18 protein-coding genes are annotated in these 16,705 nt (G+C 67.2%); 7 read left to right on the forward strand and 11 right to left on the reverse strand.

What is annotated here, in order from left to right:
• The first annotated feature begins 1 nt into the window (after window position 1).
• Window positions 2-487 (forward strand): MmcB family DNA repair protein, encoded by a 486-nt coding sequence (locus tag J0A91_RS05125; protein ID WP_069204002.1) that lies wholly within the window; start codon window positions 2-4, stop codon window positions 485-487.
• Between the two features lie 9 nt (window positions 488-496).
• Here J0A91_RS05125 and J0A91_RS05130 read toward each other — a convergent pair whose 3' ends face one another.
• On the reverse strand, window positions 497-1,105 hold the full coding sequence (locus J0A91_RS05130) for an ankyrin repeat domain-containing protein (RefSeq protein WP_069204003.1): 609 nt from the start codon (window positions 1,103-1,105) through the stop codon (window positions 497-499).
• Between the two features lie 72 nt (window positions 1,106-1,177).
• Here J0A91_RS05130 and J0A91_RS05135 point away from each other — a divergent pair, with 72 nt between their 5' ends.
• Genes J0A91_RS05135 through J0A91_RS05145 form a run of 3 tightly spaced genes read left to right on the forward strand, consistent with a single transcriptional unit; the run spans window position 1,178 to window position 2,888 of the window.
• Complete coding sequence (locus tag J0A91_RS05135; RefSeq protein ID WP_069207056.1) at window positions 1,178-1,783, forward strand: SCO family protein; 606 nt, start codon at window positions 1,178-1,180, stop codon at window positions 1,781-1,783.
• The gene (locus J0A91_RS05140) at window positions 1,780-2,214 is read left to right on the forward strand and encodes a YcgN family cysteine cluster protein (RefSeq protein ID WP_069204004.1); all 435 of its coding nucleotides are present in this window, start codon (window positions 1,780-1,782) and stop codon (window positions 2,212-2,214) included. The genes J0A91_RS05135 and J0A91_RS05140 overlap by 4 nt, the downstream gene beginning before the upstream one ends.
• A complete protein-coding gene (locus J0A91_RS05145; RefSeq protein WP_069204005.1) occupies window positions 2,211-2,888 on the forward strand; it encodes a M48 family metallopeptidase in 678 nt (225 codons plus the stop codon). Before J0A91_RS05140 ends, J0A91_RS05145 begins: the two co-directional genes overlap by 4 nt.
• Here the strand turns inward: J0A91_RS05145 and J0A91_RS05150 are convergent.
• Both J0A91_RS05150 and rpoZ read right to left on the reverse strand, forming a co-directional pair.
• Complete coding sequence (locus tag J0A91_RS05150; protein WP_083224515.1) at window positions 2,861-5,047, reverse strand: transglycosylase domain-containing protein; 2,187 nt, start codon at window positions 5,045-5,047, stop codon at window positions 2,861-2,863. The genes J0A91_RS05145 and J0A91_RS05150 overlap by 28 nt on opposite strands.
• Before the next feature lie 145 nt (window positions 5,048-5,192).
• Window positions 5,193-5,537, reverse strand: coding sequence for a DNA-directed RNA polymerase subunit omega (gene rpoZ / locus J0A91_RS05155; protein ID WP_069204006.1), 345 nt, complete (start codon window positions 5,535-5,537; stop codon window positions 5,193-5,195).
• Between the two features lie 179 nt (window positions 5,538-5,716).
• Between rpoZ and J0A91_RS05160 the strand changes: the two genes are divergently transcribed.
• Entirely contained in the window at window positions 5,717-6,895 is a 1,179-nt protein-coding gene (locus J0A91_RS05160; protein WP_069207058.1) for a phospholipase D-like domain-containing protein, read from the forward strand.
• Window positions 6,896-6,959: 64 nt separating this feature from the next.
• A complete protein-coding gene (gene nhaA / locus J0A91_RS05165; protein WP_069204007.1) occupies window positions 6,960-8,222 on the forward strand; it encodes a Na+/H+ antiporter NhaA in 1,263 nt (420 codons plus the stop codon).
• Here the strand turns inward: nhaA and J0A91_RS05170 are convergent.
• Window positions 8,123-9,322 carry an MFS transporter gene (locus J0A91_RS05170; protein WP_069204008.1) on the reverse strand — a complete coding sequence of 400 codons (1,200 nt, stop codon included), beginning with the start codon at window positions 9,320-9,322 and terminating at the stop codon, window positions 8,123-8,125. The genes nhaA and J0A91_RS05170 overlap by 100 nt on opposite strands.
• 121 nt (window positions 9,323-9,443) lie before the next feature.
• On the opposite strand from J0A91_RS05170, the gene J0A91_RS05175 reads away from it, so the two are divergent.
• Entirely contained in the window at window positions 9,444-10,337 is an 894-nt protein-coding gene (locus tag J0A91_RS05175) for a DMT family transporter (RefSeq protein WP_069204009.1), read from the forward strand.
• A gap of 9 nt (window positions 10,338-10,346) precedes the next feature.
• Here the strand turns inward: J0A91_RS05175 and J0A91_RS05180 are convergent, their stop codons facing one another.
• The 7 genes from J0A91_RS05180 to J0A91_RS05210 all read right to left on the reverse strand — a co-directional run bounded on the left by J0A91_RS05180 (window position 10,347) and on the right by J0A91_RS05210 (window position 16,651).
• Window positions 10,347-11,387: a sensor histidine kinase gene (locus J0A91_RS05180; protein WP_069204010.1), complete on the reverse strand. Its 1,041-nt coding sequence runs from the start codon at window positions 11,385-11,387 to the stop codon at window positions 10,347-10,349.
• Complete coding sequence (locus tag J0A91_RS05185; RefSeq protein ID WP_069204011.1) at window positions 11,387-11,830, reverse strand: response regulator; 444 nt, start codon at window positions 11,828-11,830, stop codon at window positions 11,387-11,389. Before J0A91_RS05185 ends, J0A91_RS05180 begins: the two co-directional genes overlap by 1 nt.
• Window positions 11,827-13,287, reverse strand: coding sequence for a sensor histidine kinase (locus J0A91_RS05190; RefSeq protein WP_240502211.1), 1,461 nt, complete (start codon window positions 13,285-13,287; stop codon window positions 11,827-11,829). Before J0A91_RS05190 ends, J0A91_RS05185 begins: the two co-directional genes overlap by 4 nt.
• 143 nt (window positions 13,288-13,430) lie before the next feature.
• Window positions 13,431-14,171: an exonuclease domain-containing protein gene (locus J0A91_RS05195; protein WP_240502212.1), complete on the reverse strand. Its 741-nt coding sequence runs from the start codon at window positions 14,169-14,171 to the stop codon at window positions 13,431-13,433.
• 64 nt (window positions 14,172-14,235) lie between these two features.
• Entirely contained in the window at window positions 14,236-15,606 is a 1,371-nt protein-coding gene (gene pgmG, locus J0A91_RS05200; protein ID WP_069204014.1) for a phosphoglucomutase/phosphomannomutase PgmG, read from the reverse strand.
• Entirely contained in the window at window positions 15,603-15,857 is a 255-nt protein-coding gene (locus tag J0A91_RS05205) for a DnaJ domain-containing protein (RefSeq protein WP_069204015.1), read from the reverse strand. The genes pgmG and J0A91_RS05205 overlap by 4 nt, the downstream gene beginning before the upstream one ends.
• A complete protein-coding gene (locus J0A91_RS05210; RefSeq protein WP_069204016.1) occupies window positions 15,857-16,651 on the reverse strand; it encodes a division plane positioning ATPase MipZ in 795 nt (264 codons plus the stop codon). The genes J0A91_RS05205 and J0A91_RS05210 overlap by 1 nt, the downstream gene beginning before the upstream one ends.
• Between the last annotated feature and the right edge of the window lie 54 nt (window positions 16,652-16,705).

Genomic DNA, 16,705 nt, shown 5'->3' on the forward strand with positions numbered 1-16,705 from the left:
GATGCTTGCCGCTCCCGATCTCGCCACCGTCCGCGATACGCTCTGCGCCGCCGAGGTGGCGCGGGGCACCGTTCGGATGCTGCTCCGCCACGATCTCGTTGCGATTAGCGAAGTGCCGCTCGACGGAGGCCGCCGCGCCGATCTGATGGCGCTCGACGCGCGCGGCAATGTCGTGATCGTCGAGATCAAGGTTTCGCGCGCCGATCTGCTCGGCGATTCGAAATGGACCGATTATCTCGGCTGCTGCGATCGCTATTATTGGGCGGTGCCGGTCGGCTTCGATGCGTCCCCGCTTGGCGGCGTGGCGTTCCTGCCCGAACGGACCGGCATCATCGTCGCTGATCGCTACGACGCGGTCATCACCCGTGAGGCGCATACCGACCCGCTGTCGGCCGCGACTCGCAAGCGCATAACGCTGGCCTTTGCGCGCCGCGCCGCGCGGCGACTGACGGCGGCGCTCGATCCCGAGGCGGACGGAGCGTTCTAGCGACGGCGTTTACAGTCTCGGCCCCGATACCGCGAGCTTGGCCTTCTTCGGCGTCTCGTCGATCAGCTTGGCGATGGCGGGCGAGCGCGTGTCCTGGTGCGCATAGTCACGCGCGGACATGCCCGCGATCACGTCGCTCTGGTCGGGATCGGCCCCCTGCCCGAGCAAGGTTCGTACCGTCGCCATGTCGCGATGCTGGACGGCGCGGATCAGCGGAGTCTCGCCGCTGTTGTTGGCGAGATTGACGTTCGCGCCGGCTTTCTTGAGGATTTCGAGAATGTCGGTGCGGCCGTTGCCCGCCGCGATCAGCATCGCGGTTTCACCCTTGTTGTCGCGCAGATTGGGATCGGCCTGATTGGCGATCAGATAGTTGAGATAGGGAATGTCGCCGCGTTTGGTGACGATGTGAATCGCGCCCTCACCCGTGTTGAAATCGCGCGTATCGACGATCCTGGACCCCGGCTTGGACAATGTCGCGATGACTTCGTCATTCTTCGAATCGCGGATCGCCTGGAGGAATTTGTAGCCGGCGGACTGGCCGAGCTGCGCCGTGGCGGGCGCCGCCGGAAGCGCGAGGGCCGCGACGAGGAGCGAGAGTCCGGCGATACGTGCGTTCATGGGGGGATTCGACCTCTTACTGCATGGTCAGACTTGCGCCTTTGCCGCTATCAGATCAATGCTGCGCGCACCATGAATGAGATTGTCCGCGCTCGCGTCGCGCTGCTGGCCGCCCTGCTGGTCGCGGCCGCCCCGATTGCCTGTTCCAAACCCGCCGACACCGCGCCCGCGCCGCTGGCCGGCGCGAAGATCGGCGGCGCTTTCCGGCTGACCGATCAGGACGGCAGGACCGTCACCGACGCGAGCCTCGCCGGAAAATACCGCGTCATGTATTTCGGCTATACCTTCTGCCCCGATGTCTGCCCTACCGACATGCAGACGCTTGGTGCGGGCCTGCGCGCGTTCGAGGCCAAGGATGCGGCGCGTGGCGCGAAGGTGGTGCCGGTGTTCGTCACGGTCGATCCCGAGCGCGATACGCCTGCGGTGCTGAAACCCTTCGTGGCGGCGTTTCATCCGCGCATGATCGGGCTGACCGGCTCACCTGCGGCGATCGCCGCCGTCGCCAAGGACTATGCGATCTACTACGAAAAGGAGCCGCCCGCGCCCGGCGGCGGCTATATGGTGCAGCATTCGCGTGTCGCGTATCTGATGGACCCGCAGGGCAAACCGCTCGTGCTGATCCCGGTCGACAAGACGCCCGATGATGTCGCCGCAGACCTCGGACGGTGGGTACGATGAGCGCGCGATTCTGGGAAGATACCCCGCTCGAAAAGCTCGATCGCGGGCAATGGGAAGCCTTGTGCGACGGTTGCGGCAAATGCTGCCTGCACAAGCTCGAGGATGAAGAGACCGGCGAGATGTTCCCGACCAACGTGTCGTGCCGCCTGCTCGACCGGGCCACCGCGCAATGCTCGGACTATCGCCATCGCCATGCCTATGTCAGCGAATGCGTGCGGCTCAACCGCGACAATGTCTACACGATCGACTGGCTGCCCTCGACCTGCGCGTATGGCCTGCGCGCGGCGGGCAAGCCGCTGCCCGGCTGGCATTATCTCGTCTGCGGGGATCGCGACGCAGTCCACCGCGCGGGCGAATCGGTGCGCGGCTGGACGATCTCCGAGGACGACGCCGGCGATTTCGAGAACCATCTGATCGATCGGGAATTGTGAGCGAACCGCTCGAAGTCGTCCGCCATCCGCGCGCGCGGCGCGCGCGATTGTCGGTCGATCCGGCGAGCGGGCGAGTGCGGTTGACCTTGCCGCCGCGTGCGCCGGTCAAGGCGGCGCTGCAATGGGCGGCGGGGCAGCAGGCGTGGATCGAGGCCCAGCGCGCGCGATTGCCGGTGCCACGCCCGTTCGCGCCCGGCGCGGTGGTGCCGCTCGGCGGTGAGCCGGCGACGATCGATTGGGACGCCGCCCGCCCGCGCAGAATCGAACGCATCGGCGACCGGCTCGTCTGCGGCGGGCCGGCCGACGGGCTGTCGCGACGGATCGAACTATGGCTACGGCGCGAGGCGCTGCGCGTTCTGTCGCTAGAAACCGCCGAATGCGCCGCGCGCGCCGGCGTGTCGGTCAGCGCCGTGACTATCGGGGATCCGCGCGGGCGCTGGGGCAGTTGCGCGTCGAGCGGCGCGATCCGCTATAGCTGGCGGCTGATCCTCGCGCCGGCGTTCGTGCGCCGCTCGACGGTCGCGCACGAGGTCGCACACCGAGTCCATATGAATCACAGCCCGGCGTTCCACGCGCTCGCGGCGACGCTGGACGAGCGCGATCCCGCCGAATCGCGCGCATGGCTGCGCGCGCACGGCGCCAGCCTTCACTGGTTCGGGCGCGAGTCCGAATAGCGATCCGGCTGCGGCCGCACCGGCGGCGGTGCGGCCGTCGGCCGATCCCCGCGCGACCGGTTCTGCGCGGGCGTATCGCGGCCGAGGACATGATCCATCCATTGCTGGTCGAGCTTTTCGGGCTTCGCCTGCGGGTCCCCATCGGGCGCGATGATGCCCTCATCGACGGGGTTGCCATCGGGATCGACGCGCTGGCGGTCGCTTTGGCGCGGCTGTGCGCCTTCGCCCTGCACGGGGTTGCCATCGCCATCGACGAACACGCCATTGTCCGGCCCGCCGAAATAGCTTTCCTCGTCGGGTTCTATCGACATGTCTGGCAAGGTCACCTGAGTCTCGAACTGCTCGACCGGACGGTTGGCCACCGCGACCGCCATGAAATCATGGAAGGCGCGTGCCGGCGCGGTGCCGCCATGCAGCCCCGCGATCGGCTTGGCATCGTCGCGGCCCATCCACACGCCCGTCGTCAGGCCGGATGAGAAGCCGAGGAACCAGCCGTCCTTGCTCGACGTGGTCGTGCCGGTCTTGCCCGCGACCGGACGGCCGATCTGCGCGGCCTTGCCCGTGCCGGTGTTGACCGTGGTCTGGAGCAGATCGGTCATCTCGGCGGCGACATAAGGTGCGACGAGGACGTGGCTGGTGTCGATCTGCTGCGTGTAGATCGTCTCGCCGCCCGCGGTCACCTTGGTGATGCCATAAGGCGTCACCGCGACCCCCTTGTTGCCGACGCTGGCGAACGCGCGCGTCATATCGAGCAGGCGGACTTCCGAACTGCCGAGCACCATCGAAGGATGCGTGTTGACCGGCGTGGTGATGCCGAAGCGCCGTGCCATGTCCGCGACCGTGCTGAACCCGACCTGCTGGCCGAGCTTCGCCGCGACCGTGTTGATCGAATAGGCGAAGGCGGTGCGCAACGTCGTCTGGCCGATGTTGTGCCGCGCGTCGTTGCGCGGACTCCAGCCGTCGATCGTGATCGGCTCATCGACGACCGAATCGTCTGGCTTGTGCCCGGCTTCGAGCGCGGCGAGGTACACGAACAGCTTGAACGCCGAACCCGGCTGTCGAACCGCCTGCGTCGCGCGGTTGTAGATCGACGAGACGTAATCCTTGCCGCCAACCATCGCGCGCACCGCGCCGTCGCGATCGATCGCGACCAGCGCACCCTGCGCACCCGCGGGCGCATTCTTGCGCACCGCCGCGTCGGCGGCGCGCTGCATGCCGAGATCGAGCGTGGTCCACACTTCGAGCGGGCGGCTCGGCTCGTCGATCAGCGTCGCAAGCTGCGGCAGCGCCCAATCGGTGAAGTAGCGCACGCTGTTCTGCTTGGGTTCGGGCGCGAAGGTGACGTCCTGCACGTCGGCATCGGCAGCCTGCTGCGGCGTGATCGCCCCGGTCTCCTGCATCAGCGAGAGCACGACGCCGGCACGGTCCTTGGCGGCGGTCTCGTCGGCGGTGGGCGAATAGACCGATGGCGCCTTGACCAGCCCGGCGATGATCGCGGCTTCGGCCAGCGTCAAACGATCCGCGCCGTGGCCGAAGAATTTGCGGCTCGCCGCGTCTATGCCATAGGCGCCGCCGCCGAAATACACCTTGTTGAGGTAGAGTTCGAGGATCTCGTCCTTGCTGAACTTGCGCTCCAGCGCCAGCGCGAGGAACCCTTCGCGCATCTTGCGGCCGAGATCATATTTGTTCGACAGGAAGATCGTCCGCGCGACCTGCTGGGTGATCGTGGAGGCGCCCTGCTGGCGCCGTCCGGTACCACGATTGGCGATGCCGAGTTTGATAGCGCGTGCCATACCGATCGGATCGACGCCGAGATGCGAGCGGAAACGGCGATCCTCGACCGAGATCATCGCTTCGCGCATCACCGTCGGAATCTGGTCGTAGCTCAGCCAGTCGCCGTAACTCGGCCCGAGCGACACGATCACGGTGCCGTCGGCGGCATGGACCCGGATCATCTGGCCGTTGGGTGAGGATTTGAGCTGCTCGAAACTCGGCAGTTGCGCGCGCGTCACGTAGACGGTGATCGCGAGCGCGGCGAGGCCGAGCGCCGCGATGCCGAATCCGATCTGGATCAACAGGACGAGGCGACGACGCCAGAGCGGCTTGTCGGACACCCGCGCGCTTTGCGTACGGGAACGGGCTTTGGAAGATCTGGCCATGCGATGCCCCAAGCGAATACGCGCTTAACCTGGGCCGAACAAGCTGGTGTTCGGACGTTACGAGGTGAAAGGCTTCGGACGTGCGACACGAAAAAGGGCGACCGCGCGAACGGCCGCCCTTTTTGCGATAGAAGGATGAGTCGGCTCAGCCGTCGTAATCGGCGCCGAGATTCTGGTTGCGCGGCGGCGCGGCGGCGGTGAGGCGAAGCGCCTCTGCCGATGCGGCGAGCGAACCGACCTCGTCGGGCGCGTCCTCGTCATCGACGCGGACCTTCTGGAGACCCGACACGACCGATTCTTCGAGATGATCGGGGCGAACGGTTTCCTCGGCGATTTCGCGCAAGGCGACGACCGGGTTCTTGTCGCGATCGCGATCGATCGTCAGATCGGCGCCGCCGGAAATCTGCCGTGCACGCTGCGCGGCGAGCAACACCAGATCGAACCGGTTCGGAATCTTGTCGACGCAATCTTCGACGGTGACGCGCGCCATGAATGGCTTCCTTCGTGGATAATGCTGAAAGGATAAGCCCGGCGCTGTAGTCCCGCGATGTCGCCGAGTCAAGAAATTGCCCCGGCATGCGCGGAAACCTCCGGGTGCGCCCGCGTTGAGCGCGGGTGAACGCTGACACCCTGCTTGCGCGCGGCGCCGCCGCGCGCCACCACGTCGAGATGGACCGACCCGCGCCCCAGCCCGTCTTCACCGTCGATGGCAACCGCTTGCGGATGCTCGTCAACGGGCCGGAACGGCTCGAAACGCTCGTCGCGTTGATCGACGAAGCGCAGGCGACGCTTCGCATGCTCTATTACATCTATGTCGATGATCGCGCCGGCGAAGCCGTTCGCGACGCGCTGATCCGCGCGGCGATGCGCGGCGTGCGCGTCTCGCTGATCGTCGATGGGCTCGGCAGCGAACATGCCGAGCAACGCCATTTTTTCGATCCGATGCGTGACGCCGGCGTGACCGTGTGCCGGTTCGTGCCGCGCTGGGGGCGGCGCTATCTGCTGCGCAACCATCAGAAACTCGCGCTCGCCGATGGCGAACGGGCGGATACGGCGCGCGCGATCATCGGCGGGTTCAACGTCGAGGATGGCTATTTCGGCACGCCCGCCGAGCAGGCGTGGCGCGATCTCGGCCTGTTGGTGGAGGGCGATGCCGCGCATCGCATCACCGGCTATTTCGATTCGCTGTCGCGCTGGGCGAAGCAGCCCAAGCCGCCGCTGCGCTCGCTGCGCCGCGCGCTCAAGACGTGGAGCGAGCCGCAAGGCACCGTGCGCTGGCTGTTCGGCGGCCCCACGCGGCGGCTGTCGCCGTGGGCGCGCGCGGTCAAGCGAGACATGGAGGCCGGGCGCGAGATCGGGCTGATCGCGGCCTATTTCGCGCCGAGCCCGGGCATGCTCAAGCGGCTCGACCGGGCGGGTATGCGCGGGCGGGTGCGGATAGTGCTGGCATCCAAGAACGACCATGGCGCGGCGATCTGGGCATCGCGCTTCACCTACGCGGGGCTGCTGCGCAAGCGCGTGGAGATTTACGAATATCAGCCGACCAAATTGCACACCAAGCTCTTCCTGATCGACGATGTGGTCTATATCGGCTCGGCCAATTACGACGTGCGCAGCCTGTTCCTCAATCTCGAGATGATGCTGCGGATCGACGATGCCGGCTTCGCCGCGCACGTGCGCGACTATTTCGATGGCGAGGTCGCCGATTCGGAAGCGATCACGCCCGAGCTGTACGCATCGCGCAGCGGATGGTGGACGCGGACCAAGCAGGCGGCGGCGTTCTTCGTGATGACCGTGCTCGATTATAACGTCACGCGCCGACTCAATTTCGGCCCGGAGCGGCGATAACGAGTCCGCTTGGCGGCGAGCCGGTTTCGGTTTCCCCCCTGCCATCGATCGGTTACGTTCGGATATGGTAAAATCGATCACGAAGAAGGCGCGGTCCGCGCTGCGCGATTTCCTGCGGAACGAGGCGGCGGGCGGCATCGTGTTGATGGCGGCGGCGGCGCTCGCGCTGGTGATGGCCAATTCCCCGCTCGGCGAAGGCTATTTCCACCTGCTCCACTTGCGCACCGGCCCGGTGCTCGCGCCCGCGATCGGGCCGATGACGGTGCATCTGTGGATCAACGATGCGCTGATGAGTCTGTTCTTCCTCTACGTCGGGCTGGAGATCAAACGCGAACTGATCGACGGGCGATTGAGCAGTCCGGCGCGTCGCCGGTTGCCGGTGATCGCGGCGGCCGCGGGCATGCTGGTGCCAGCCTTGGTGTTCCTCGCCGTGACGCGCGGCGACGCGGCGCTACGCCCCGGCTGGGCGATTCCGGCCGCGACCGACATCGCCTTCGCGATCGGCGTGATGGCGTTGCTCGGCAAGCGCGTGCCGCCCTCGCTCAAGCTGTTCCTGATGACGGTCGCGATCGTCGACGACATGGGCGCGGTGGCGATCATCGCGGTCGCCTATACGCAAGGGATAGACTGGATCGCGCTGGCCGGCGCGGCGGGCATGCTGCTGGTGATGGCCGCGCTCAACCGGCATGGGGTCAAGCGCCTCGCGCCCTATCTGATCGCGTTCGCGGCGGTGTGGTGGCTGGTGATGCTGTCGGGCGTCCACGCGACGGTGGCGGGGGTGCTGGCGGCCGCGCTCATCCCGATCACGCGCTCGCCGGGCGCGCCCGACGCGGAAGATTCTCCGCTCCACCGGCTCGAACACGCGCTGTCGCCGTGGGTCGCATTCGGCATCGTGCCGCTGTTCGCCTTCGCCAACGCGGGTATCGCGCTGGGCGGGCTGCCGGCGGATGTGCTGCGCGCGCCGCTGGTGATCGCGGTCACGCTCGGGCTGTTCTTCGGCAAGCAGGCCGGCATTCTCGGTGGGGTCGCGCTCGCCCGCTGGTCGGGCATCGCCGATCGGCCCAAGGGCGCGAGCTGGATGCAGCTTTACGGTGTCGCGCTGCTCGCAGGGATCGGCTTCACGATGAGCCTGTTCATCGGTGGACTCGCCTTCCCGGGGGCGGCGGCGTTGCAGGACGAGGTGAAGGTCGGCGTGCTGCTCGGCTCGCTGGTGTCGGCGGTGGCCGGTTATGCCGTCCTGCGGTCGTCGAGCACCGCCACGCCGAGCACGACCAGGCCGCCCGCTGCGAGCAACGCGCCGACCCAGCCGGTCGATGTCCAGCCGTAACCCGCCGCGATCGCGAGTCCGCCGAGCAAAGGCCCGAGCGCATTGGCGGTGTTGAACGCCGAATGGTTGAGCGCGGCGGCGAGCGCTTGCGCCTTGCCCGCCACGTCCATCAACCGGGTCTGCAACACGGTGCCGAGCGCGCCGGTGAAGCCGATCGCGAACACATCGAGGGAGATCGACCAGAAATGCAGCGCGGCGAGGGGGTAGAGCGCGAGGCTCACCACGCTGCCGACCAGCAACGCCGCCCCGGTCGGCATCAGCGCCTTGTCGGCGAAGCGCGGCGCGACGATGTTGCCCAGTGTCAGCCCGACGCCGAAGATCGCCAGCACGACGGGCAGCATCGCCGCCGATACGCGTGTGACGTCGAACAGCGTCGAAGCGAGGTAGGTGTACACGCAGAACATGCCGCCGAAGCCGATCGCGCCGATGCCGAGCGTCAACCACACGCGCTTGTTGGCGAGCGCGCTCAATTCGGTGAGCGGACTCACCCCCGGCTCGGGCTTGTCGCGCGGCGCGAATAGCGCGACGAGCAGCACCGTCAGCAGCGCGAGCACCGCGACGACGCCGAAACCCCAGCGCCAGCCGACGGCCTGCCCCAGCCAATTGGCGAGCGGTACGCCGAGGATCGTCGCGACGGTCAGCCCGAGCATCACTCGTCCGACCGCCTGAGAGCGCTGGTTGGTCGGCACCAGTGATGCCGCGACCAACGCGGCGATGCCGAAATACGCGCCGTGCGGCAGCCCGCTCAGGAAGCGGAACAGCAGCATCCAGTGATAGGTCGGCGCGAGTGCGCTGAGGCCATTGAACAGCGCGAAAGCGGTCATCAACAGGATCAGCAAGGTGCGCCGCGACAGCTTCGCCGCCGCCACCGCCAACAGCGGCGCGCCGACCACGACCCCAAGCGCATAGGCGCTGATGACGTGGCCCGCAGTCGGCTCGTCGATGCCGAGACCTTTGGCGAAATAGGGCACCAGGCTCATTGTCGCGAATTCGGTGGTGCCGATCGCGAATCCGCCCATCGCCAGCGCGAAATGGACCAGAGCGACGGGCGCGGCGGGGCGCTCGGCCGTAACCGGTGCGACGTGTGCAGGGGCGTTCATGCCGCCCAAGTGGCTATGCTGCGGTGCAGCGTCAACCGCGTGCGGCGCAAGCGTCCCACCCGGTCGCGCAATCGCCGCTCAGCGACAGTGGCATCGGCGCTGATCCTGTGCGACGGTGATAATGATGCTGCCCTTCCTGTTCCTCGCCCTCGCCGGCATCTTCTGGGGGCTGGGCTTTCCGCTCGGCAAGATCGCCCTGCACGAGATGGCGGCGGCGCATATGGTGCTGCTGCGCTTCGCCGTCGCGGCGATCGTCTCGCTTCCCTTCGCACTCGCGTCGCGCGAGGCGCGGGCGCTGTTCCGCTCGGCGCCCGTCGTCGTCGCGGGCATCTGCTACGGCGTCGCCTTCGTGGTCCAGTTCGAAGGGTTGGAGCACGTCACGGTCACGCTCGCCGCGCTGCTGGTCGGAGCGATGCCGGCGCTGATCGCGATCACGGCTTTCGTCCTGCGCGAGCGGGTGAGCCGGGCGTCCTGGATCGGCGTGATCGCCGCGACGGCTGGCGCCGCGCTGATCGCCGGCAAACCCGACGGATCGGGCACGCCGCTTGGCATCGCCTTGTCGTTGGTCTCTCTGCTGATCTTCCTTGGCTGGTTGCTCGCGCTGAGGAGCGCGCCCAAGACCACGAGCGCGATGGCGGTGCCCGCCGTCACGGTCGTCATCGCCGCGATCACGGTGTTGCCGATCGCGCTGCTGATGCACGGGGCGCCACCGCTGCATATGTCTTCGGTGGCGTGGGCCGGGATCATCGGTCAGGGGCTGCTCTCGACCTTCCTCGCGACGGTGGCGTGGAACGTCGGTGCATCGCGGGTGGGTAGCGCGGCGGCGGGCGTGTTCATCAATATCGAGCCGCTGGTCGGCTCGATCCTCGGCATCGGCTTCTTCGGCGATCCGGCGGGTGTGACGATCATCGCCGGCGGCGCGATGATCATCGCCGGCAGCATCGTCACCGTGCTCGGTGAGCGGCCCGCCGACGACCGGCTGGCGGACGCGGCGCACGGGCTCTCGATCGACTGATCGAACCCGCTATCCCAATGCGGCCTGTAGCGTCGCGCGCACGCCGCTGCGCCCGACGTCATATTCCACGATCGTATGCAGGCTCTGCGCCATCGCGCGGATCAATTTGGTGCCGACGCCGGTGCCGCGCGCGGGCGCGGCGACGTCCATGCCCACGCCGTCATCCTCGACCGCGAGCTGGAACCGATCGCCATCGATCTGCGACAGCGCGATCCGCACTTCACCGGCCTTGAGCGGATAGGCGTATTTGCACGCGTTGCTGACCAGTTCGGTGACGATCACGCCGAGCGAGACCGCGCGGTCGGTCGCCAGCCGGATCGGTTCGGCCGACAGGCTGAGCGTGCGCGGCTCAGCGTCGCTCGACCAGGTCTCGCCAAGTTCGTCGACCAAGGCGCGGAGATATTCGCGCATATCGACCTGCTCGACATCGTTGGTGGTGTAGAGCCGGCGGTGGACCTGCGCGACCGCCGTGATGCGACGCTGCGTATCCTCCAGCGCGGCGCGCGCGCTTTCGTCGGCGAGCGCGGTCGATTGCATGCGGACCATCGCCGAGACGATCTGCAGGCTGTTGGCGACGCGGTGATTGACCTCGCGCAGCAGCGCTTCGAGCCGTGCGTTGCTCGCGCGCAGCATCTGTTCGGCGGCATGTTTGTCGCGTTCCAGTTTGGCGCGTTCGAGCACCTGCGCGAATGCCGAGGCGAGCAGATCGAAGAAATCGGCCCCGACCGACTTCACCACATAGTCCGCCGCGCCGGCCTTGAGCGCGGCGACCGCGATGCGGCCTTCCTCCGACCCGGTGACGTACACGACCGGCGGCGCATCCGGCAGCGCGGTCAGATGTGCGAGCGTCTCCAGCCCGTCCATGCCGGGCATGTAATGATCGACCGCGATCAGGTCGAACCGCTGGGCCTTCGCCAGCGCCACGCCCTCGGCGCCGCCCTCCGCCACCGTGACGACGAAGCCATGCCGCGCAAGGGAGCGCGAGGCGAGCCGGCGCAGGCCGGCATCGTCATCGATGTAGAGCACATAGGTTGGCGGCGTGTCAGCCATCAGTCGCCTTCGATCTCCGGCACCTGGATCACCGACAGGAACAGGCCAAGCTGGCGGATCGCCTGCGCGAAGCTCTCATAATTCACCGGCTTGGTGATGTAGACGTTGCAGCCGAGATCATAGCAGCGCTGGATCTCGACCTTGTCGTCGGTGGTGGTGAGAACCACCACCGGCGTACGCTTGAGCGCCGGCGTGCCCTTGATCTTGGCGAGAATGTCGGTCCCGCTCATGTCGGGCAGGTTGAGGTCGAGCAGCACCAGTGCCGGGCCGTTGCGCGCGGGGCCGTCGGCATGGTTGAACAGATAGTCGAGCGCGCTCGTACCGTCGGTGAAATGGGTGATGTCGTTGAGGATGCCCGCGCGACGGATGTTCTTCTCGATCAGGCGCGCATGGCCCTCATCGTCCTCGATCATCACGATGCTGACGGAACGGTGGTCGTTCATGCGGAATCTCGCTCGGTTCGAGGTGTCAGGGCTTCGACATAGGTGACGGGGAGGTTGATGCGGAAGGTCGAGCCACGGCCCAGTTCGGATGCCACATCGATAGTCCCGCCGAGCCGGTAGGCCAAGGCGCGAACATGCGCGAGGCCGATTCCCTCGCCGGGCTGGTCCTGCTGGCCGGAACGCCGGAACAGGTCGAAGATGCGGGTGTGATCGGCCGGCGCGATGCCGCGACCATTGTCTTCGATTTCGAAGATCGCGCGCGCGCCATCGTGCCGGCTGCGCACGAGGATGCGACCGGGTCGCTTGGGATCGAGATACTTGACCGCGTTCTCGATCAGATTGGAGAAAATCTGTTCGAGCGCGAGCCGGTCGCTGGTGATCGCGACCATCGGCTCGGCGATCTCCATCACGGCGCCGCGATCGTCGAGCAGATGCTGCACGCTGGCGCGGATCGTCGCCGCCAACGCCCCCGTGTCGAGCGGCTCGGGCGTGATCACCCGGCGCCCCTGACGCGACAGTTTGAGGATCGCATTGATGAGCCGGTCCATCTTCTGCGTCGAGGTGCGGATGAACCCGATTGCCTCGGGCAGATCCTCGCGCGCCGCAAGCCGAACGTCTTCGGTCAGGATCTCGGGCGCGTCCTGCTCGGCGCGGTCGATCAGCCCGGAAATCGTCGCCGTCGCCGCTTCCAACTCAGCTGTGAAGCCCATCACGTTGACGAGCGGGGAACGCAGATCGTGGCTGACGATATAGGCGAAGCGCTGCACCTCCTCGTTGGCGCGAGTCAGTTCGGTGGTCCGCTCGGCGACGAGATCCTCCAGCGAGTCGGCGAAATCGCGCAGCGTGTCGCGCGATTGGGCCAGGTCGTGCGTGTAGCGCTGCACCGTCGTGATCGAGAGCAGCGCCACGACGACCAGCAACACGCCCGCGACCGCGAGTACGCCGTAGAAGGCGCCTACCGTGCTGCGCTGCTCCATGTCACGAACCGCGAGCAGCCGCGATTCCTCGTCGCCCATCGCTGCCAGCACGCTGCGGATATGGTACATCCGCCGCGCGCCTTTTTCGTGGTGGAAATTGGCGAGCGCTTCGGCATTGGCGCCGCGCGCGATCTGCCCGTTGGTGTACGCGCGCTGGGCAAACAATGCGCGCAGATAGGGCCGCAGCGTCGCGAGGTTCTGCCGCTGAACGGGGTTGTCGCCGGTAAGCCGCGCGATCCGCGCGATCTCGGGTGCGGTCTGTGTCGCCGCCACCTCGTAATTGTGGAGGTAGTCGGGGTCGCCGGTCAGCAGATAGCCACGCCGCGCGGTTTCGCCCTGCTCGATCAGAATCTGCGTGTGCGCGATGGCAAGTTTGACCGTGTAGGTATGGTTGACCATGTCGGTATGCGCCTGGCTGCGCATCGTCGTCCACACCGCCCCGACGCCCGCCACCAGCAGCGCGGCGAAACCGATGCCCATACAGGTAATCAGCAGGCGGCCGATCGCACCTTCGCTCTCACCGAATACTCGTATCGCCCGCCGTATCATCGTGCGGGGTGGTAGAGGGCGGCAGTGTAAAACGCCAGTCGCCCAACCTTGATGTGGATCAAGATATCAAACACTTACAGCAGCCGGTCCTGCAACGTCTGCCGTCCGACGAAGCCGCCGCCCTGTCGCCGCGCCAGTTCGGTCTCGGCGGTGAAGCGCACATCGATATCGCGATCACCAAGGAACTTGGTCAACGAGTCATCCTCGATCTCATGCCATTCCTTGCCCCGATCGGGACCGAAGCGCACGCGCGGCAGCAGGCCGGGCTGGCGCGACCATTCGAGCAATTGCTCGACGCCGACCAGATTGATCATGTCGCGCAGGTGGAACGCGGTCACATACGCGTCGGGGAAGGCGCGGTGTGCGGGCAGGCCGCGTTCATGCTCGATGCCGTGGGGCTTGCGCCAGTAGCGCAGCACCTGGTTTGAGAAGCTCGGCGCGTCCGGCCACAGCCGCATCGCGCATTTCCACGTGCAGATCCACTCGGCGCTGCGGGTGAGCGCGGGCGTGCAGAATTGCTGCTCGAAATCGGCGCGGTGCGCGGCGAGCGCGAGCCGGCGCGGCCATGGGTCGAGCGCCTGGCGCGCGACATCGTGCCACATCGGCGCGTCCGCGACCTGCTCGTCGAGGATATGGTGGATCGCCTGCGTGATCGGCGGCATCGACCGGCCTGGATTGACCAGCCGCGCGCCGCCTTCGCCGACCAGCTCCCAGCGGCCATCGGCGCCTTGCGCGACATCCTGCCAGCCGATCTCGCAGACGCCGTGTGCGGGCGGGGCAGGGCCGGTGGTCTCGAGATCGACAACGCGGATCATCGGCGGGGGCGGGGGCGGGGGCATGGCGCCTAGGTGGCGGGTCGGACGCGGAAAAGCCAGTCCCCTAGCGCGGTCGCGCGATTCCGCTCGCGGCGAGCTGCGTGTCGATCTGGGCGAGCAGGCGGTCGAGTCTGGACTGATCCCGCGCCTCGGCACGCGCGACCAGCGCGTTTTGCGTGTTCGACGCGCGCAGCAGCCACCAGCCGTCCGCCGTATCGACGCGCGCGCCGTCGATGCGGTTCACTGTCGCGCCCTCGCCGGCGAGGCGGGCGAGCACCTCCTCGACCACCGCGAATTTCCGAGCCTCATCGATAGGAAAGCGCAGTTCCGGCGTATTGACCATCACCGGCGTCGCATCGCGCAATGCGGCGAGCGTGTGGCCGCTGCGGTGAACCGCGTCGATCAACCGCACGGCGGCGTAATGCGCGTCGTCGACGCCGTAGAAATCGTGCCCGAAGAAGACATGGCCGGTCATTTCGCCGGCGAGCGGCGCGCCCGTCTCGGCGAGCTTGGCCTTCATGTGGCTGTGCCCGGTCTTCCACATCAGCGGCACGCCGCCGAGATCGCGGACGCGATCGAACATGGCGCCGCTCATCTTGACGTCGCCGATGATCGTCGCGCCGGGCAGGTCTTTCAGCACCGGCTCGGCCAGCACGGCGAGGATCTGATCGCCCGCCAGCACGCGGCCTTGCCCGTCGATCGCGCCGATCCGGTCGCCGTCGCCATCGAACGCGAAACCGAAATCGAGATGCTCGCGTAGCACCAACGCCGTGAGATCGGCGAGGTTCTCCGCTTCGGACGGATCGGGATGATGGTTGGGGAAGGTGCCATCGACCGCCGTGAACAGCAGATGATGCTCGCCCGGCAGGCGTTGCACCAGCCGCTCGACCACCGGCCCGGACGCGCCGTTGCCGGTGTCCCAGCCGATCCGGTAGGTGCCGCCCGTGTGCCCCACCATCAGCCGATCGACATAGGCGTCGAGCACATCCGCGTCGGTGACGGTGCCCGCACCCTCGCTCCAGTCGCCCGTCTCTGCCAGCGTCGCGAGATGCTGAAGCTCGGCACCGAAGAATGGCGCATGCCGCAGCACGAACTTGAAGCCGTTCTGGTCGGCGGGATTGTGGCTGCCGGTGATCTGGATGCCGCCGTCCACGCCGAGATGCGCTTCGGCATAATAGAGCATCGGCGTAGGCCCGAGGCCGATCCGCACGACATCGACCCCGCTCGCGGTGAGCCCCGCGATCAGCGCGGTTTCGAGCGCGGGCGAGGACAGCCGTCCATCATACCCTACCGCGACGCGTGCGCCGCCCGCGCGCCGCACGCACGTCGCGAAGCCGCGCCCGATCGCAAAAGCATCGCTCTCGTGCAGCGTCGTCCCGACCACCCCGCGCACGTCATATTCGCGCAGGATCGTCGGATCGAAGTGGTGCGTCACCGCTTGAGCAGCAGATCGCGCGCCGCGTTGATCCGCCGCGCCAGCTCAGGCGAGCCGCCGTCGCGGTCGGGATGGACGGCGGAAACGAGGCGACGGTGCGCGGCGCGGATCGTGTCGGCATCGGCCGAGGCGCTCACGCCCAGGATCGCACGCGCTTCCTGCTCGTCGATCGGCGGCTTCGCCGCTGGACGACGGAGGAAGAAATACCATCCGGCCGCGAGCAGCGCCGCCAAAAGGAGAAACTTCGCCATCAGGCGAACAGCGGCACGGCAGGATCGGGCAGCGACAGAGCGTTCATCATCTCGCGCAGCTCCTGCCGCGCGGCGACATGGCTGAGACCCATCTCGCCGAACGCGCCCGAATCGAGCATCGTGAGCCCCTTGGGGAACAGCTCGCGGTAGATCACGCGCTCGCCGAGGCCGGGGATGATGCGGAAGCCGACGCGCTTGGAAAGCTGGTCGAGCGCCTCCGACACGCGCCGCATGTTGCGCGCCTCGATATGCTGGACGCGGTTGCGCAGCACCACCCAGTCGATCGTCGCCCCGTCGGTGCGCGCCCGCACCTTGCGCGCCTCCCAGATCAGTTCGGCGTAGAAGCTCGGTCGAGTCACCTTGTAGGTGTCGGGATCGACCTGGCCGATCAGGTCGAAATCGACGAAACTGTCGTTCATCGGCGTGACCAGCGTGTCGGCGCGTTGCGCCGCAAGGCGTGCGAAGGGATCGTCGCGGCCCGGCGTGTCGATGACGAGGAAGTCGCTATCCTCCGACAGCGATGCGAACAATTCCTCGAACTTCGCGTCGGTCTTGCCGTCATGCGTGGCGTGACGCGGCGTGATGAGTTCGCGCTCGGTGCGTTTAGCCGTCACCGCGCGATTGTCGAGATAGCGCCCCACCGTGCGCTGGCGATGATCGAGATCGAACGCGGCGACGCGGCCGCCCTTCATCGCCAGAGCGATGGCGACATGGACGGCTGTGGTCGATTTTCCCGTGCCGCCCTTTTCGTTGGCGAACACGATGATGTGCGGCTTTTTCCCGTCACCCGGCAATGTCTTAAATTCCTCTTATTGCCCGTTCGGGCTACCGCCCATAGAAGGCCGGGC

It is taken from the genome of Sphingomonas panacis, assembly GCF_001717955.1.
Classification (GTDB): Bacteria; Pseudomonadota; Alphaproteobacteria; order Sphingomonadales; family Sphingomonadaceae; genus Sphingomonas; species Sphingomonas panacis.

What these genes read in the sequence shown, in the direction of transcription:
- J0A91_RS05140 (WP_069204004.1), top strand. Translation starts at nt 1,780, where the DNA reads ATGAGCGCGCGATTCTGGGAAGATACCCCGCTCGAAAAGCTCGATCGC.
- J0A91_RS05160 (WP_069207058.1), top strand. Translation starts at nt 5,717, where the DNA reads ATGGACCGACCCGCGCCCCAGCCCGTCTTCACCGTCGATGGCAACCGC.
- rpoZ (WP_069204006.1), bottom strand. Translation starts at nt 5,537, where the DNA reads ATGGCGCGCGTCACCGTCGAAGATTGCGTCGACAAGATTCCGAACCGG.
- J0A91_RS05185 (WP_069204011.1), bottom strand. Translation starts at nt 11,830, where the DNA reads ATGAACGACCACCGTTCCGTCAGCATCGTGATGATCGAGGACGATGAG.
- J0A91_RS05190 (WP_240502211.1), bottom strand. Translation starts at nt 13,287, where the DNA reads ATGGGCATCGGTTTCGCCGCGCTGCTGGTGGCGGGCGTCGGGGCGGTG.
- J0A91_RS05195 (WP_240502212.1), bottom strand. Translation starts at nt 14,171, where the DNA reads ATGATCCGCGTTGTCGATCTCGAGACCACCGGCCCTGCCCCGCCCGCA.
- J0A91_RS05150 (WP_083224515.1), bottom strand. Translation starts at nt 5,047, where the DNA reads ATGGCCAGATCTTCCAAAGCCCGTTCCCGTACGCAAAGCGCGCGGGTG.
- nhaA (WP_069204007.1), top strand. Translation starts at nt 6,960, where the DNA reads ATGGTAAAATCGATCACGAAGAAGGCGCGGTCCGCGCTGCGCGATTTC.
- J0A91_RS05205 (WP_069204015.1), bottom strand. Translation starts at nt 15,857, where the DNA reads ATGGCGAAGTTTCTCCTTTTGGCGGCGCTGCTCGCGGCCGGATGGTAT.
- J0A91_RS05170 (WP_069204008.1), bottom strand. Translation starts at nt 9,322, where the DNA reads ATGAACGCCCCTGCACACGTCGCACCGGTTACGGCCGAGCGCCCCGCC.
- J0A91_RS05135 (WP_069207056.1), top strand. Translation starts at nt 1,178, where the DNA reads ATGAATGAGATTGTCCGCGCTCGCGTCGCGCTGCTGGCCGCCCTGCTG.
- J0A91_RS05130 (WP_069204003.1), bottom strand. Translation starts at nt 1,105, where the DNA reads ATGAACGCACGTATCGCCGGACTCTCGCTCCTCGTCGCGGCCCTCGCG.
- J0A91_RS05125 (WP_069204002.1), top strand. Translation starts at nt 2, where the DNA reads ATGCTTGCCGCTCCCGATCTCGCCACCGTCCGCGATACGCTCTGCGCC.
- J0A91_RS05180 (WP_069204010.1), bottom strand. Translation starts at nt 11,387, where the DNA reads ATGGCTGACACGCCGCCAACCTATGTGCTCTACATCGATGACGATGCC.
- J0A91_RS05175 (WP_069204009.1), top strand. Translation starts at nt 9,444, where the DNA reads ATGATGCTGCCCTTCCTGTTCCTCGCCCTCGCCGGCATCTTCTGGGGG.